16 protein-coding genes, 1 pseudogene and 1 other annotated feature are annotated in these 14,199 nt (G+C 38.7%); of the genes and pseudogenes, 14 read left to right on the top strand and 3 right to left on the bottom strand.

Annotation, left to right across the window (positions count from 1 at the left end; all coding sequences use genetic code 11):
• The first annotated feature begins 244 nt into the window (after positions 1-244).
• The 11 genes and pseudogenes from ACFVAD_RS11195 to ACFVAD_RS11245 all read left to right on the top strand — a co-directional run bounded on the left by ACFVAD_RS11195 (position 245) and on the right by ACFVAD_RS11245 (position 8,533).
• Positions 245-505, top strand: a complete 261-nt coding sequence (locus tag ACFVAD_RS11195) for a histidine phosphatase family protein (protein WP_386639559.1) — start codon at positions 245-247, stop codon at positions 503-505.
• Between the two features lie 2 nt (positions 506-507).
• Entirely contained in the window at positions 508-720 is a 213-nt protein-coding gene (locus tag ACFVAD_RS11200; protein WP_386639562.1) for a hypothetical protein, read from the top strand.
• 270 nt (positions 721-990) lie between these two features.
• Entirely contained in the window at positions 991-1,242 is a 252-nt protein-coding gene (locus tag ACFVAD_RS11205; RefSeq protein ID WP_386639565.1) for a glycosyl transferase, read from the top strand.
• 70 nt (positions 1,243-1,312) lie between these two features.
• On the top strand, positions 1,313-1,525 hold the full coding sequence (locus ACFVAD_RS11210; protein WP_386639568.1) for a PF20097 family protein: 213 nt from the start codon (positions 1,313-1,315) through the stop codon (positions 1,523-1,525).
• Positions 1,526-1,741: 216 nt separating this feature from the next.
• Complete coding sequence (locus ACFVAD_RS11215) at positions 1,742-3,028, top strand: IS110 family RNA-guided transposase (RefSeq protein WP_386639571.1); 1,287 nt, start codon at positions 1,742-1,744, stop codon at positions 3,026-3,028.
• A gap of 528 nt (positions 3,029-3,556) precedes the next feature.
• Positions 3,557-4,402, top strand: a complete 846-nt coding sequence (locus tag ACFVAD_RS11220; RefSeq protein WP_386639574.1) for an AraC family transcriptional regulator — start codon at positions 3,557-3,559, stop codon at positions 4,400-4,402.
• A gap of 135 nt (positions 4,403-4,537) precedes the next feature.
• Positions 4,538-5,194: a Type 1 glutamine amidotransferase-like domain-containing protein gene (locus ACFVAD_RS11225; RefSeq protein WP_386639577.1), complete on the top strand. Its 657-nt coding sequence runs from the start codon at positions 4,538-4,540 to the stop codon at positions 5,192-5,194.
• 398 nt (positions 5,195-5,592) lie between these two features.
• A pseudogene (locus ACFVAD_RS11230) lies at positions 5,593-5,911 on the top strand (winged helix-turn-helix transcriptional regulator).
• Positions 5,912-5,968: 57 nt separating this feature from the next.
• Positions 5,969-6,179: a binding site (T-box leader), on the top strand.
• 45 nt (positions 6,180-6,224) lie between these two features.
• Entirely contained in the window at positions 6,225-7,472 is a 1,248-nt protein-coding gene (tyrS, locus tag ACFVAD_RS11235) for a tyrosine--tRNA ligase (protein WP_386639580.1), read from the top strand.
• A gap of 60 nt (positions 7,473-7,532) precedes the next feature.
• Positions 7,533-8,168 (top strand): NUDIX hydrolase, encoded by a 636-nt coding sequence (locus tag ACFVAD_RS11240; protein ID WP_386639583.1) that lies wholly within the window; start codon positions 7,533-7,535, stop codon positions 8,166-8,168.
• A gap of 5 nt (positions 8,169-8,173) precedes the next feature.
• Positions 8,174-8,533 carry a glyoxalase superfamily protein gene (locus tag ACFVAD_RS11245; protein ID WP_386639683.1) on the top strand — a complete coding sequence of 120 codons (360 nt, stop codon included), beginning with the start codon at positions 8,174-8,176 and terminating at the stop codon, positions 8,531-8,533.
• A 336-nt stretch (positions 8,534-8,869) separates the two neighbouring features.
• On the opposite strand, the gene cydS is transcribed toward ACFVAD_RS11245, so the two are convergent.
• The 3 genes from cydS to ACFVAD_RS11260 are packed head-to-tail and all read right to left on the bottom strand — an operon-like array spanning position 8,870 to position 11,349.
• Complete coding sequence (gene cydS / locus ACFVAD_RS11250) at positions 8,870-8,971, bottom strand: cytochrome bd oxidase small subunit CydS family protein (protein ID WP_386639586.1); 102 nt, start codon at positions 8,969-8,971, stop codon at positions 8,870-8,872.
• Between the two features lie 13 nt (positions 8,972-8,984).
• Positions 8,985-9,998, bottom strand: a complete 1,014-nt coding sequence (locus tag ACFVAD_RS11255; RefSeq protein ID WP_386639588.1) for a cytochrome d ubiquinol oxidase subunit II — start codon at positions 9,996-9,998, stop codon at positions 8,985-8,987.
• 13 nt (positions 9,999-10,011) lie between these two features.
• Positions 10,012-11,349, bottom strand: coding sequence for a cytochrome ubiquinol oxidase subunit I (locus ACFVAD_RS11260; protein ID WP_386639591.1), 1,338 nt, complete (start codon positions 11,347-11,349; stop codon positions 10,012-10,014).
• A gap of 336 nt (positions 11,350-11,685) precedes the next feature.
• On the opposite strand from ACFVAD_RS11260, the gene ACFVAD_RS11265 reads away from it, so the two are divergent.
• The 3 genes from ACFVAD_RS11265 to ACFVAD_RS11275 all read left to right on the top strand — a co-directional run bounded on the left by ACFVAD_RS11265 (position 11,686) and on the right by ACFVAD_RS11275 (position 14,149).
• Positions 11,686-12,852 (top strand): tetratricopeptide repeat protein, encoded by a 1,167-nt coding sequence (locus ACFVAD_RS11265; RefSeq protein WP_386639595.1) that lies wholly within the window; start codon positions 11,686-11,688, stop codon positions 12,850-12,852.
• 124 nt (positions 12,853-12,976) lie between these two features.
• Positions 12,977-13,462: a zinc metalloprotease gene (locus tag ACFVAD_RS11270; RefSeq protein ID WP_386639598.1), complete on the top strand. Its 486-nt coding sequence runs from the start codon at positions 12,977-12,979 to the stop codon at positions 13,460-13,462.
• A gap of 78 nt (positions 13,463-13,540) precedes the next feature.
• Positions 13,541-14,149: a hypothetical protein gene (locus ACFVAD_RS11275; RefSeq protein ID WP_386639601.1), complete on the top strand. Its 609-nt coding sequence runs from the start codon at positions 13,541-13,543 to the stop codon at positions 14,147-14,149.
• Positions 14,150-14,199 lie beyond the last annotated feature (50 nt).

A 14,199-nucleotide genomic window follows, 5' to 3' on the forward strand; every position in this document is an offset into this window, starting at 1 on the left:
ATTAATTCGATAGATTAATCGAATCAAAGATAAGTAGATGATATAATCAAAAAATCCACGTATAAACGTGGATTTAGAATTTAGACACACACGAGGTAAATCGGGGTTGTCTAAAGTTTTTTGTGTACCTGTATCATAAAGCCCGTTGATTTCCGTTCCAGGTAAGCTGATGTTACCAGAATTTTCTAAATGATGACCTGCCACTGTTGCTCAAGGGCAGGATTATTTAATAAGGGGATATGACATGATATATGTAATTAGACATGGACATACAGACTTGAATAAAGAACGTAAGATGCAAAGGAAAATGGGTTTACCATTAAATGATTTCGGAATCGAACAAGCAAAGGCTTTAAAAGCGAAATTACAGAATATAGATTTCGATTTTGTATTTTCTTCCCCACAAGAGAGAGCCGTACAAACAGCAGAAATAGTTACTGGAAAGTCAGTGGTTTTGGATGATAGATTGGATGTCTTTGATTCAGATTACATATTAAAGAAGTAAAAATGGCTGGTAAATTACCTGATTCTTATTTGTATAAAGGGATTGAAGAACCAAGTCTATTTGTAAAAAGAGTGTTTAGCTTTATGAAAGAACTTGAAATACAACATGGAAAAAAAGAATTAAATGTTCTTATATCTGGTCACAGATGTACCACAGGTTGCATAGGTGCTTTCTTTGAAGGGATACCTTCGGATGGAAATATATTAAAATTCTGATCTGATTCTGGTGATTATAAAACATTTAATTTTAAGTAATAGTTGGTTTATGTGAAGAATTGTACTTAAAGTAAAGCACCTAGTTTAATAAGAATTAAGTGATTTTATGAGTGATTTCAGATTTTAGTTATTCAATTAAAGGACGCTTATCTGTAACAAGGTAAGCTTCTTTTTTATGGAAAATATATATTGAGTAAATAGACGATATTTGAAATAATTGGTATTAAGCGATAAAGCAGAAGAATTAAATTAAAATAGGGGGAATGATTGATGACGAAACAAGCAATGTTATATTTTATTTTTGGGATTATTATTTTACTGGTTAGTTCCCCTTTAGGGTACAGCCTAGTTACTATTGTGTATCGAAACCAGAATCTAACAGGAGATTTTGTACCTCTTCTAAACGGATTTATACATTCATTGATGTTAATTGGTATCTTGGTGTTCAGCATTGGGGTAGTTACTTTACTAAAAGAAAAAAATAAATATGGCATTAAATGGAGCTATTGTACAAGAAGCTAACAGGGAGGTTGCTTCAATCAGGAAAATATTAGAGAAATAAGGGAGATGCGAAAGGGTGGAGTGACTAAATATGAACGAGATTGTTAGTTGTCCTGAATGCAGTAATGAAGGGAAGCAGGGATATATTTTTTCTCCTCGTAGAATTTGTTGGTCAGAATCGGCTGATTCAATAATCGCTGATTTTGGAAATGAAGTATTAATAAAAGATGCAATTTTTCAAATAAGTAAAATTCCAGCATTTAGATGTGAAAAATGTAATCTAGTTATTTTTAAATACAATTAAAATAATGATTAGAAAAGAAGTTTCTTAAGCCTCATTTTTTTTAAAACCTGGGAACGACTGCAGCATAGCGGATCGCTCCTTACTTAAGAATAGGGCAGCATTCCTGTTATGAAGAAAAATGGGGTTTGAAATAAAAAATAACCTCTTGGTATGATATGAGTGTCCTGAGCTGGCCAGCAAAATGGACAAAATCATATATACCAGGAGGCCTTCAAGATGAATTATAACCAAAATGAAAAGATTGCTCAAATCACTTCTCAAACACTAATTATTGGTGTAGATATTGCGAAGTTCAAGCATGTGGCACGTGCTCAAGACTTCAGAGGATTGGAGTTTGGAGCACCTTGTCACTTTGAAAATACCCAAACCCATTTCGAGATGTTTCTAGACTGGATCAAGCAGCTAATGAACGAAAATGAAATGGAGAAGGTCATTATAGGCATGGAACCTACTGGCCACTATTGGCTTAACCTCGCTCATTTCTTAAAAGAAAAAGAGATTAAGTTTGTCGTAGTGAATCCAATGCATGTAAAAAAGTCGAAGGAATTGGATGATAATTCACCAACCAAAAATGATGTGAAAGATGCCAAAGTAATTGCACAGTTAGTCAAAGATGGAAGATACGCTGAACCAAATATTCCGCAAGGAGTGTATGCAGAACTTCGTGTGGCCAGAAAAATACGTGATCTTTTGTCTGTTGATCTACAGGTGCTTCAAGGGCAAATTCACAACTGGTTAGACCGCTATTTCCCTGAATTCCTAACCGTTTTTAAGGATTGGGAGGGGAAAGCAGCACTACAATTATTAAAGTTGAATGTATTACCACATGAGCTGGAACATATCTCGGATCAAGAGATCCTGATTCACCTCAGAAAGGCAGTAAAACGTGCGGTTGGACTCCGTAAAATTCATGAACTTAAACGAGCTGCCAAAAACTCAATTGGCATTCGTGAAGGTTCAAAAATGGCTAAATTAGAGCTCCGCACCTTACTAGAAAAGTATGAGTTGATAATCGAAAGGTTCGAAGAGTTAGACTCTGATATTGAAGAGCTTCTCGAACATATTCCTGGAGTTCCACAGATGTTAGCCATTACTGGAATTGGCAAGGAGACAGTGGCAGGTTTCTATGCGGAAGTAGGAGACCTAGGGAACTACTCTCACCCTCGCCAAATCATTAAATTGGCCGGACTAAACTTGAAGGAAAACACCTCTGGGAAACATAAAGGACTAACGAAAATAACGAAACGAGGTAGGAAAGCACTCAGAGCTCTCCTCTTCCGAGTAGCTATGCCGTTAGTCGCCAAGAATGCAGCTTTTAAGGCTCTACATCACTACTATACAACTCGAAAGAGTAATCCTTTGAAGAAGATGCAGTCCATGATTGCCATATGTAACAAGATTATTCGTATCTTATTTGCGATTGGCACGAAGCAATGTGAATTTAGTGAAGAACGAATGTTGAGGGACATACCTCACTTGGCTCCAATACAGAATGCGGCTTAAGTTATTAACGTTCAATATATAGTTTTTTCTAGAGATTTTGACATAGACATTTGAAGCACGGATTAGTCAGTAGAACAACTAAAGTGCGGGCATAGACCCTGTAGGGCAGCATGACTGACATCCACCTCATGGAAAGGTTGGACGAAGGAATTTTAGAGCATAGACTCTGTGAGAAATGGGAGGGTTGACCTCCATGAGAAATGTGGAGATCCACCAGTGCGACCATACTTTTACTAGTTAACCATTTTTTGGATTGAAGTGGCTGGGTAGGTTAGCTTTCTTTTTCTCTAAATGCCCAAAATTCCCCTTACTTTCAACATCTACCCATAATTCAAATGTCTTAAAGATATAAGTCTAATAGAAATATTGAGAATGAGTGAGAAAACAAGAGTTATCTCTTTCTTTATAGAGGGAGGATTGTTGAAGAAGGTAAATTAAACTTGTTTTTGTGAAACCTACTTTTTTAAGCAAATAATATCGGACCAAAATTTTCGGTTTTTTTAATATTGGTATTGAAAGGAGGATTATATGGACTGGCTTGTTAGAATGAATAATGTATTAGATTATATAGAGGATAATTTGGAGCATGAAATTGATTACAAACAATTAGCAAAGATTGCTTACTGTTCGGAGTTTCACTTTTCTAGAATGTTTGCATCTATAACAGGAATTTCACTGTCGGAATATATTAGGCGTAGGAAATTGACACTTGCTGCATTCGAATTGCAAAAAAGTCATATTCGAATTTTAGAAATTGCAAATAAGTACGGTTACGAATCTGCTGATTCATTTTCCCGTGCTTTTCAAAGAACCCATGGAATAAAACCATCTGAATGTCGTCATCAGGGGATACAATTAAGAGCCTTTCCGAAAATTTCCTTTCAATTATCAATAAAGGGAGACACTGAAATGGAGTATAGAATTGAAAAATTAGAATTTGAAATAAGAATTGTTGGTAAGAGTAAACCAGTAAAAACAAACAGAGCCTTTAAAAGTATTCCAACACTTTGGAGCAAAGCGAAAAATGAAGGATTTATGCAGGAATTAATAGATATGTCGTGGGAGAATCCGAAATGCTCACTAGAAGGAATTTTAGGTGTATGTGGAAATGAGGCAGCCATCACTGATGAAGAATTTGATTATTTTATGGGAGTACGGTATGATGGTGAGTTTCCTGAAGAAATGCAAACTTTAAATATTCCGCCAAGTACATGGGCTGTTTTCCCAAATATTGTTGAGGCATGGAAACGTTTATATTCTGAATGGGTTCCTACATCAGGATATGAACTTGCTAATTTACCTTGTATTGAATGTTATTATGGATCAGGGCATAAACCGCGTCATGAATTATGGGTTCCAATTATTCTTAGATAATTTTTCAATAATTCATCTTTAACAATCTGGCGCAATTACTTAATAAACGCTTGAGTCCAAACAATTAAATCGGGCCATATTGAGAATATTGTGTTAGTAACAAGAAAAGAGAATGAGTAATGACTGGGGATACTTATGAAAATTCACTATTATTTAGGTTGGTTTAGCAACTTTTTTCCAGAGAATCTGGGCAGGGTTTTACAGGAGGATATAACTGATAGAAAATCGCTTGTTATGATTAGCTCGAATCCATTTTTTTATGAAGATGATGGTGCTACTGAACGTTCATGGCTTGACCAGGCAGGCATTATGTTTGATGAATATCGTTTAATTAATTATCGCGTACAGAAGGAAGATGCACAAACGTTAATTCAAAATGCTTCAGTCATTTTCTTGTTGGGTGGAAGTATTCTTAAACAAAAAGATTTTTTGATGGAATATGAATTGTCGGATTTGATTAAAAAAAGCAGAGCCGTTGTTATGGGAGCAAGCGCTGGTGCGATCAATATGTCCGCTAAATGGTTATGCTCAAAAAACTTTGGAGATGAAATTAGCTCTGTTTACGACGGAATCGGCCTTGACGATTTTTCCGTCCTGTCTCACTTTGATCTTGAAAATAACATTGCGCTGGTTCAAAGTGAACTGTCTCCCTTATCGGAAGAAATGAATATTTATGCGTCGAACAAAGATTGCGCTGTACGTACAAAGGGAGACAAAATCGACATTTTTGGCAATGTATATTTAATTTCCCGCTCAAAGATTCAGAAATTGGATGAGACGCTCTATTTGTAGTGAATAGCTATGGATTAATTGTATTAATTTCTTTATGTAAAGCTTCTATTTTTAATTTAATGAAGGAGAACTACGCAAGATAGGATTGTTTTCTTAGTTATACAGAAAGAATAGATGTGCAGAACGGTCTTCAGCAAAAGGGCGCTGCTAAAATTGCACTTATCTATAAAGGGGTAAGTGTCTTTTTAATTATCGAAAAAAGATAGAGTTTATTAACTCGTTTTGAAATAATTGCAATTAAGGAATCGGGCAGTATTTCTGGAAGATAGTTTTACGTCTTAAAGGGGGGATTAAAATGTCATTACATACAGAGATCATAAAGTGCAAAACAGAAGTACGCACTTTTAAGTACGGTAGGTACCTGCAAGTACCCTGCTGTAAAGGAGGAGGATTATTGGATGGCTTATAATATACCGGTAGAAGCGACATTGGATGTGATAGGAGGAAAATGGAAGGTCGTCGTCATGTGCCATTTGATCAAGGGCGAAAAGAGAACAAGCGAATTAAAAAATTGATGCCCGGAATTACACAATAAATGCTGACACAGCAATTCAGAGAACTTGAAAGCGATGGAGTGACCAACCGTACCGTATTTGATCAGGTACCGCCGAAGGTAGTCTACTCCTTACCAGAGAGTATGGCTGGTCAATTCGTTCGATCCTCGACGCCATGTGCGCTTGGGGGGAAGGGAAAATCGAAAAGAATGGAGCAGAATAATCAAAAATTTATTGTTGTATTTATCTGGAATATCCATTAGAATAAATAAAAATTAAATAATAAGTTTTGATAGGAATCCAGTAGTATATTATCTCCCTGTTAGAGAGAGCTGATGGTAGGTGGAAATCAGTACAAAGATAATGGCGAATTACCTCCTTGAACTTCTTTTGTGAACATAAGAGTAGCAGAAGACGGCCGAACCGTTATTCGTTTGAGTGGAAGAGAAATCTTCAACAAAGGGTGGTACCGCGTAAACCACGTCCCTTTCTTAGGGGCGTGGTTTTTTTATTTTATATAGTTGGAGGAATTGTTGATGGGGACTGTGAAAAATAAGCTGTCGAAAGAGCAACAAATAGAAATGGAGAGGCAATTCACGATATACCAAAGTGGGGTATCGCAAATTATACCGGAACATGAAATGAAGGAGAAAATCGGAAAGTCACTTATGACAGGGCGTCCGCTTAAAATTAAGCTCGGTTTGGACCCATCTGCTCCAGACGTACATTTGGGGCATACGGTTGTGCTGAATAAGCTGAAGCAGTTTCAGGAGAATGGCCACATCATTCAGTTGATCATTGGCGATTTCACCGGGAAGATCGGCGACCCTACCGGCAAATCAACTGCAAGGAAGCAATTGACTAACGAAGAAGTAAAGCACAATGCAAAAACATACTTTGAACAATTCAGCAAGGTACTGGATATGGAGAAAGTGGAACTATACTACAATTCAAGCTGGCTCTCCAAATTAGGCCTTGAGGATACGATAAACTTATCTGCAAGTATAACAGTTGCACGATTGTTGGAGAGGAATGATTTTTCCGAAAGATTGGCGACAGGTAAGCCGATTTCCCTTCATGAGTTTTTCTACCCGCTGATGCAAGGCTATGATTCTGTTGAACTGGAAAGTGATGTGGAGCTTGGCGGTACGGACCAGCATTTCAATGTGCTGATGGGCAGACACCTTCAGGAGCATTTCGAGAAAGAAAAGCAGGTTGTCATCATGCTGCCTTTATTGGAAGGCTTGGATGGAGTGGAGAAAATGTCTAAGTCCAAGAATAATTACATCGGTGTTGATGAAGAGCCTAACGAGATGTTGGGGAAAATCATGAGCATTCCCGACGAGTTAACAATGAAGTACTTCAATCTGATAACAGATCTGCCGCAAGAAGAAAAGACTGAAATAGCCGTGAAGCTGGAAAAAGGAGACTTACATCCAAGGGATGCGAAGATGCATCTTGGAAAAGTCATTGTGCGAATGTACCATGATGAAGAAACGGCAAAGCTTGCTGAAGAGCATTTTAAGACTGTTTTCCAACGCGGAGCAATACCTGAAGATACACCTGAGATCATATGGAAAGCTGAGAAGTCAATACCAATAATAGATTTGCTAGTTCAATTGGAATTGCAAAGCTCTAAAAGTGAGGCTCGCCGCATGATACAGAATGGTGGGATAAGAATCAATGGAGAAAAGGTGATGGAGGTTGATCTTCTTGTAGGTTTCGAGAAGGACTTTATCATTCAGGTAGGGAAAAGGAAGTTTTTAAAGGTGAGCATTTCATAGGTCGAGCAAGGTTTACCTGCTCGACCAATAAAGAGAAGGATAGGAACGGAGGCATGGAGGATGGAGTCGGAAAAACTGAAGGTATTTGATGAAAGTGGAAAGTATGTTGGTGTAGCGACCAGAGAAGAAGTACATAAAAAAGGCTATTGGCATGAAACTTTTCATTTTTGGCTTGTCAGTAGGGAAGAGGGGGTAGAATACATCTACTTCCAGCTCAGAAGCAAACAAAAGAAGGATTATCCGAATCTACTGGATATTACAGCAGCTGGGCATATTTTGGCTACAGAGACAGTGGAGGATGGAATCAGGGAAGTGAAGGAAGAGATTGGAATCGATGTAATAATGGGAGATCTCATGCCATTGGGGGTGATTCCATACACCAACGTTCATCAGGAACTGATAGACCGTGAATTGGCACATGTATTTTTACTAGTCAGGAAGTATGATATGGAGGATTTTATTCTGCAGCCTGAAGAAGTTTCAGGGATGGCAAAGGTGAGGTTGGATGATATGATTGAACTGTGGAAAGGAAAGACAGAAAAAGTAGAGGCAGATGGATTCAAAATGGCTTCTAACGGGGAAAGAGCAGAATGGAAAGAGACTGTGAAAAAAGGTCATTTCGTTCAGCATGAAGATCACTTTTACATGGAGACATTTGCAGCTATAAAAATGAAATTGGAGGAGGAATCCCGATGAGTGAGATGAAAGCGGTTATCCCTATACTACGTATTTTCGATGTGGAAAAAGCAGAAGAATTCTATATGGACTTTTTGGGTTTCGAAAGAAAATGGGAGCACCGTTTTGAAGCGGATTTCCCTTTGTATATGGAGGTTTCCAGGGGGGATTGTATTCTGCATCTTTCTGAACATCATGGTGATAGCACACCAGGGTCTGCGGTAAGAATCGAGACGAGTTCAATTGAAGACTATCACAAAGGGCTGATCGAGAAGAACTACCGTTTCGCAAGACCCGGCCTAGAGCAAAAACCATGGGGAACCAAGGAGATATCCGTTGGCGACCCATTTGGCAATCGAATTGTCTTTTACGAGAGAATCCAGTAAAAAGTTTTCACTACAAAAAAGAGGCTGGGACAAAAGTGTTTTAGCCTAAGTAAAAACCGAACTAATTTGAGTTTTCGTCCAAATTAGTTCGGTTTTTTGAAAGTATTAAAATATACGTTTAGGTTTTAGATTACACTAGCGGTTGATTGGAGTGCAAGACGAAGACTCCTGCGGGAGCAGTGGCCAATGTGAGACCCCGCAGGCGAAGCCGAGGAGGCTCACGGGTCACCCGCGGAAAGCGAAGTCTTGCACGGAAATCAATAGCGGTATTTAGAGCCGGCACTTAAATTATTCGTCTTTTTGTTAGATTTTTTTAGTTTTGTCCCAGGCCCCTTTTTATTTATACTTCTCTTTGCCTGCCGCTCCCCACAGAAACAACACACCAATCGCCACGACAATGATAAGAGGGGGAGCGATCATAATCAAAAAATTCTCCATTTTAAAAACCTCCTTACTTTTTCCCTTGTACATATTGATTATCAAATAGGAAGAGACGCATTAAAAGATAAAGCGATGGAATCAATAAGCATAGACCACCGATGAAGGCGGTAATCAAGGCAATAGCCATTGACTCATTTGTAAACCCGTCATAGATCGTCAAGTATGGATACAGAAGGTATGGCATATGAGATGCCCCATATCCAAAGAATGCTGTCGCGAATTGAAGCATGACGAAAATGAAAGAGAGTCCAAGACGCTGCTTCTTCCACATCAGATACACCGCTCCAAGGAAGAAGAGGAAAGAAAGACTGAACATCCATGAAAGATTCAGCATCCTTTCAAAGTGACTCGGATTGTGGTCACTGAGTGCGAAGAATACGAGCACACTTGCCAGGATGGTAGGAAGGCTCCAGTTAAGCGCATATTTGCGCAACACTTCAAAAGCTTTTTCGTCCTTGGCTGTTCTTGCATAGTATGCAAGAAAATAAGCGGATATATATAGCACACTGACCAGTGCCAAAATGACAACCGTCCAAGAATAGAAGCTTGAAAACAAAGCACCATAATCCAATGTTACTACATCACCGGCAAGGCTGATGAATCCACCTTCGGATATGGTCAATACAACAGAAAGTGCGGCTGGTATCAACAGGCCTGTAGCTCCATATAAAAGCTGATAAAACTTGCTGCCTTTTGCACCATAGTGATGAAAGGCATAATAACTTCCACGGATCGCCAACAGGATAATCGCGATACTACCTGGTATCAGCAAAGTTGTTCCGTAATAATAGGCTGTGGAAGGGAAGAAGCCGACAATCCCGATAAAGAAGAAAACAAGAAACACATTGGTGACCTCCCAAACAGGAGAGAGGTAACGGACAATCACTTTATCAATGAGATGGTCCTTCTTTGTAACAGTAGAATAGTAGCTGAAAAATCCGGCACCAAAGTCAATTGAAGCAACAATCAAATATCCGTATAGAAATGTCCATAAAACCGTAATACCTACAACTTCATAACTCATGTTTTCCCCTCCTTTACTCCATGCCTTTTTCTTGCAGTTCTTTTTCGACTGGATTATTTTTAAACATTTTTCTTAGTACCGTAATACATGTTGTACAAAGTACTGCATAAAGAATGATGAAAAGCACCAGCATAAGATCGACATGCTCGGATGTGGTAGCCCCTTCTGAAACAGTCATATATCCGACAAGCAGCCACGGCTGTCTTCCTAGCTCGGCAAAGAACCAGCCCATCTCTATGGCAAGTAATGCTAATGGGGAGCCGGCTGCTATTGCCCAAAGTAGCGGCCTGTTCCATTCATTCCATTTTTTCACCTTGGCAATAACAACATAAAGGATAGAGACAAGGGCAAGGAACATTCCGATACCGACCATCAGGTCAAAGAAATAGTGTACGACCAAAGGCGGAAGCTCTTCCTCAGGAAATTCCTCGAGTCCGATTACCTCAGATTTTGGGTCACCATGCGCAAGGATGCTTAAGGCATATGGAATTTCAAGTGCATATTTGACTTTGTTGTCCTCTGTCAGATATCCGCCGATAAGTAGCGGTGCCTCAGTCGAAGTTTCAAAATGCCATTCTGCAGCAGCCAGTTTTTCAGGCTGATACTCTGCTAGATATTTACCGGATAAATCCCCAATTACTGCAGTGGAAATGGCGAATACGGCTGCAGCTGTCATTGTCAGATGCAGTGCTTTTTTATGATAAACATGATTTCTTCCTCGCAGAATGGCAATGGCGGCAATTCCCGCCAGAACAAATGCTGTTGTCAAATAAGCAGAAGATAACACGTGTGCCACTTTGGTTGGTGTGGCAGGGTTGAACATTGCACCAAGAGGACTAATATTCGTCAATACACCATTCTCAATTTCGAATCCACTAGGTGAATTCATGAAGCTGTTGACAGTGGATATAAAGAAGCCAGAAGCCATGGCACCAAGAGCCACAGGAATCAACAGGATAAAATGATAGATTTTCTTTTTAAATCGATCCCAAGTATATAAGTAGATACCTAGAAAAATAGCTTCAAAGAAGAAAGCGAATGTCTCCAAGAACAACGGAAGACTAATTACATGTCCTGCAAGCTGCATCAAATTCGGCCATAAAAGGCTTAATTGCAGGCCGATAGCCGTACCCGTCACAACACCGACTGCAACGGTGATGACAAAACCGCGGGCCCACCTGCGTGCGAGAAGACGATAATGTTCGTCGTTCCGTTTGATACCCATCCATTCCGCAAGAGCAATCATTAGTGGAACACCTACACCTACAGTTGCGAAGATGACGTGGACCGCAAGCGTCAGACCAGTTAAAATTCTGCTGTATAGAACCGGATCATACTCTAAACCAAACATATTTTCACTCCTTTGGTCACTGATAGAACCATCAATAATAAATTCTTAACAATAGTATACAATAGTTTGCTCAATACTTCACAATATAAGATTTAAGTTCTTGTATGTTCTTAAGTATATTCCCTTTTCCTTTGTAACAAAACAGGGTAGAGGGCACTGTTTATGACAACTTTATGGCAGGACAGCGACGAATTTGTGACCGGCTTAAAATGAAGTGTAAACATGGTACTAACGTCCTTATAAGCACATCAAATAGGAAAATTTCACAGAAAATTGTATATAATTGTAGAAAATGATGGTAAAATATTCTTATAATTCAAATAAAGGGTGTTGGCATTGAGAAACGGAGAAATGATCGATTACTACCGAAACAAAAAAGGTATCTCACAGGAAAATTTATCTCAAGGGATTTTTCCCGCTTCACACCTATTGGATTTAGTGGACAAGCTGTTAAGCTGCTACGAGAGTACTGTCAGACAGGACCCGAAAGAGTCATGGAAAAAACTGAGCTATATTAATGAGGAATACAATATAGGAAGTCAAACCATGCCTCACGAAACATTGCTGCTTTATTTATGTGTAAAACTGAAATATGCCCTTTTAATCTTTGATAAGAAGCTAATCGACAGCCTTTATAACCAGATATCCGACCTCCCGACAAGCAAAAATACTATCATTGAGTATATTCGGAAGAAGACCATCGGAATCTACTATTATCGAGTAAACGATAACCTACAATCCATATTCATATTAAAACAGGCATTGGAGATGCATAATAAACTTCCATTATCAGAAGAAGATAAGGCGGAGCTGTTTTATCAAATTGCATTGACAAGCCAAAAAACATCCGATTACTTCGAAGCGATCACCTATGCCGAAAAAGCGCTTTCTATTTATCAATCCCTGTATTATAACCGGAGATCGGCAGAGTGCCACGTTATTCTTGGTTTGAGCTATCATAAAGTCCATCAATTGGAAAAAGCCCAAGAAAACTATCTTTATGCAAAAAAAATCGGAGTAGACTTGAAGGATGTGTATCTGGAATCCATGGCCCTGCATAACCTTGGATGTATGCAATCATTCTTGGGAAACTCAGAAGATGCCATCTTTTATTTCTTGGAATCACTTAAACTTAAAAAAGAGGAAGACAGAAGCTTGTTTTCCATCAATACCCTGGTTAAAGAGTATTACAAGCTTAATCAGAATGAATTTGCTCTTGGTTGGGCGGAAGAAGGCTTGGTATTGGCCCAAAGAAATAAAATAGAGGAATATATTATACATTTCAATGTTCACATATATTTAATAACTAAAAATCCTGAAATCGAAAAATATATATCCGATTATGTGATCGATTATTTTACAAGAGCGGGAGACAAAGATAACGTGGCTAAATATGCCGAGATTTTGGCAGAGTATTATACATCGACTGACAGATACCAGTCAGCCTGTGAATATTACGAATTAAGTTTAAAAGTTTGGAAGAATAAGACGACCCTCATCTAATACTGGAGCCCGATTCATTTCAATATGACACACCATTTTGAAATTTGGTGTGTTTTTTTATATTCATTTAGGGGAAAAAGACTTCTATTTACTTGTATAAAATCAGGTTTAGGAGTGGTTGCTGATGTTCGGATTTAATGATCTATGGAAGTTCTTTGTCTCTTTCTTCCTCGTTTTGCCAATGGTCACCATCTTACATGAATTAGGGCATTTTTTCTTTGCAAAATTATTTGGCGGAAAAGTGATTGTTCATATCGGGACTGGAAACATATTGTTTAAGATTGGTTCCCTCAGAATTAGAAAGCTTTACTTTTATGATGGTTGGTGTGAATATATCACAGTCAGTAATAGAGCAGGGAAAATTGAAAAAGCATTGGTATATTTGGGAGGGTCCTTGTTTAACATCGCCTCCATCCTGATTTTGAATGGATTGATCATGAAAGGGGTGATCGAGCCTAATATCCTAATCTATCAGTTCACCTACTTTTCCTTTTACTTTGTCTTTTTCTCTCTGTTTCCCATCAACCATCTGAATGGATGTCCAAGCGATGGAATGGCTGCTTTAAATGTACTGACCAACAAAAAGTTCGATAAAAATCCTTCCAACTGAAAAAGATTGGGTTCGAATGTTCTTGTGCTTCCATTTTGGCCATACTTTAAATAAATGGAATGCGGAGGAGAACGAAATATGAGAATGATCGCACTTTTGATAATATTGGTTGCAGGCATTAGTTCTATGGGATGCTCCATGAAAGAAATGAAAGAGATGGAAGACCCTGAACCAGTAGTGGAAAAGGAATTAAGCGCAGAGGATTCTGCCTTTGCTGCTGTAAAGCTATTAAAAGAAAAAGACTTTTCCGCTTTAAAAGACCTGATACATCCTACCAAGGGGGTCCGTTTTACCCCATATGGCTATATCGATGTGGAAAAAAATCTCGTGTTATCAGCGAGTGAGGTAGGTGCACTAAAAGAGAATCAGCAAATCTATCTATGGGGGGAATATGACGGCACAGGCGACCCGATTGAATTGTCCTTCCATGAATACTATAAAAAGTTTGTCTATGATGCTGACTTTTTACATGCAGAGCAAATCTCCATTAACAAGAGACTTGGTCATGGCAATAGCATTGATAACAGTATGGAGGTTTATCCGGGCGCAACGGTCGTAGAGTTTCATTTCCCTGGATTTGAGGAGAAGTATGAGGGAATGGACTGGAAGAGCCTCCGGGTGGTAATAGAAAAGCTTGATGACAAATGGTATGTAGTGGGAATCATTCATGATCAATGGACGATTTGATGAGTAATGTTTTAGAATGTACTTGAAATAAGGGGTTCGGACTGGTCAAA

The organism is Sutcliffiella sp. NPDC057660, assembly GCF_042800035.1.
Taxonomy (GTDB): domain Bacteria; phylum Bacillota; class Bacilli; order Bacillales; family Bacillaceae_I; genus Sutcliffiella_A.

Coding starts and splice junctions, on each gene's coding strand:
- ACFVAD_RS11195 (WP_386639559.1), top strand. CDS start 245: ATGATATATGTAATTAGACATGGACATACAGACTTGAATAAAGAACGT.
- ACFVAD_RS11200 (WP_386639562.1), top strand. CDS start 508: ATGGCTGGTAAATTACCTGATTCTTATTTGTATAAAGGGATTGAAGAA.
- ACFVAD_RS11205 (WP_386639565.1), top strand. CDS start 991: ATGACGAAACAAGCAATGTTATATTTTATTTTTGGGATTATTATTTTA.
- ACFVAD_RS11210 (WP_386639568.1), top strand. CDS start 1,313: ATGAACGAGATTGTTAGTTGTCCTGAATGCAGTAATGAAGGGAAGCAG.
- ACFVAD_RS11215 (WP_386639571.1), top strand. CDS start 1,742: ATGAATTATAACCAAAATGAAAAGATTGCTCAAATCACTTCTCAAACA.
- ACFVAD_RS11220 (WP_386639574.1), top strand. CDS start 3,557: ATGGACTGGCTTGTTAGAATGAATAATGTATTAGATTATATAGAGGAT.
- ACFVAD_RS11225 (WP_386639577.1), top strand. CDS start 4,538: ATGAAAATTCACTATTATTTAGGTTGGTTTAGCAACTTTTTTCCAGAG.
- tyrS (WP_386639580.1), top strand. CDS start 6,225: ATGGGGACTGTGAAAAATAAGCTGTCGAAAGAGCAACAAATAGAAATG.
- ACFVAD_RS11240 (WP_386639583.1), top strand. CDS start 7,533: ATGGAGTCGGAAAAACTGAAGGTATTTGATGAAAGTGGAAAGTATGTT.
- ACFVAD_RS11245 (WP_386639683.1), top strand. CDS start 8,174: ATGAAAGCGGTTATCCCTATACTACGTATTTTCGATGTGGAAAAAGCA.
- cydS (WP_386639586.1), bottom strand. CDS start 8,971: ATGGAGAATTTTTTGATTATGATCGCTCCCCCTCTTATCATTGTCGTG.
- ACFVAD_RS11255 (WP_386639588.1), bottom strand. CDS start 9,998: ATGAGTTATGAAGTTGTAGGTATTACGGTTTTATGGACATTTCTATAC.
- ACFVAD_RS11260 (WP_386639591.1), bottom strand. CDS start 11,349: ATGTTTGGTTTAGAGTATGATCCGGTTCTATACAGCAGAATTTTAACT.
- ACFVAD_RS11270 (WP_386639598.1), top strand. CDS start 12,977: ATGTTCGGATTTAATGATCTATGGAAGTTCTTTGTCTCTTTCTTCCTC.
- ACFVAD_RS11275 (WP_386639601.1), top strand. CDS start 13,541: ATGAGAATGATCGCACTTTTGATAATATTGGTTGCAGGCATTAGTTCT.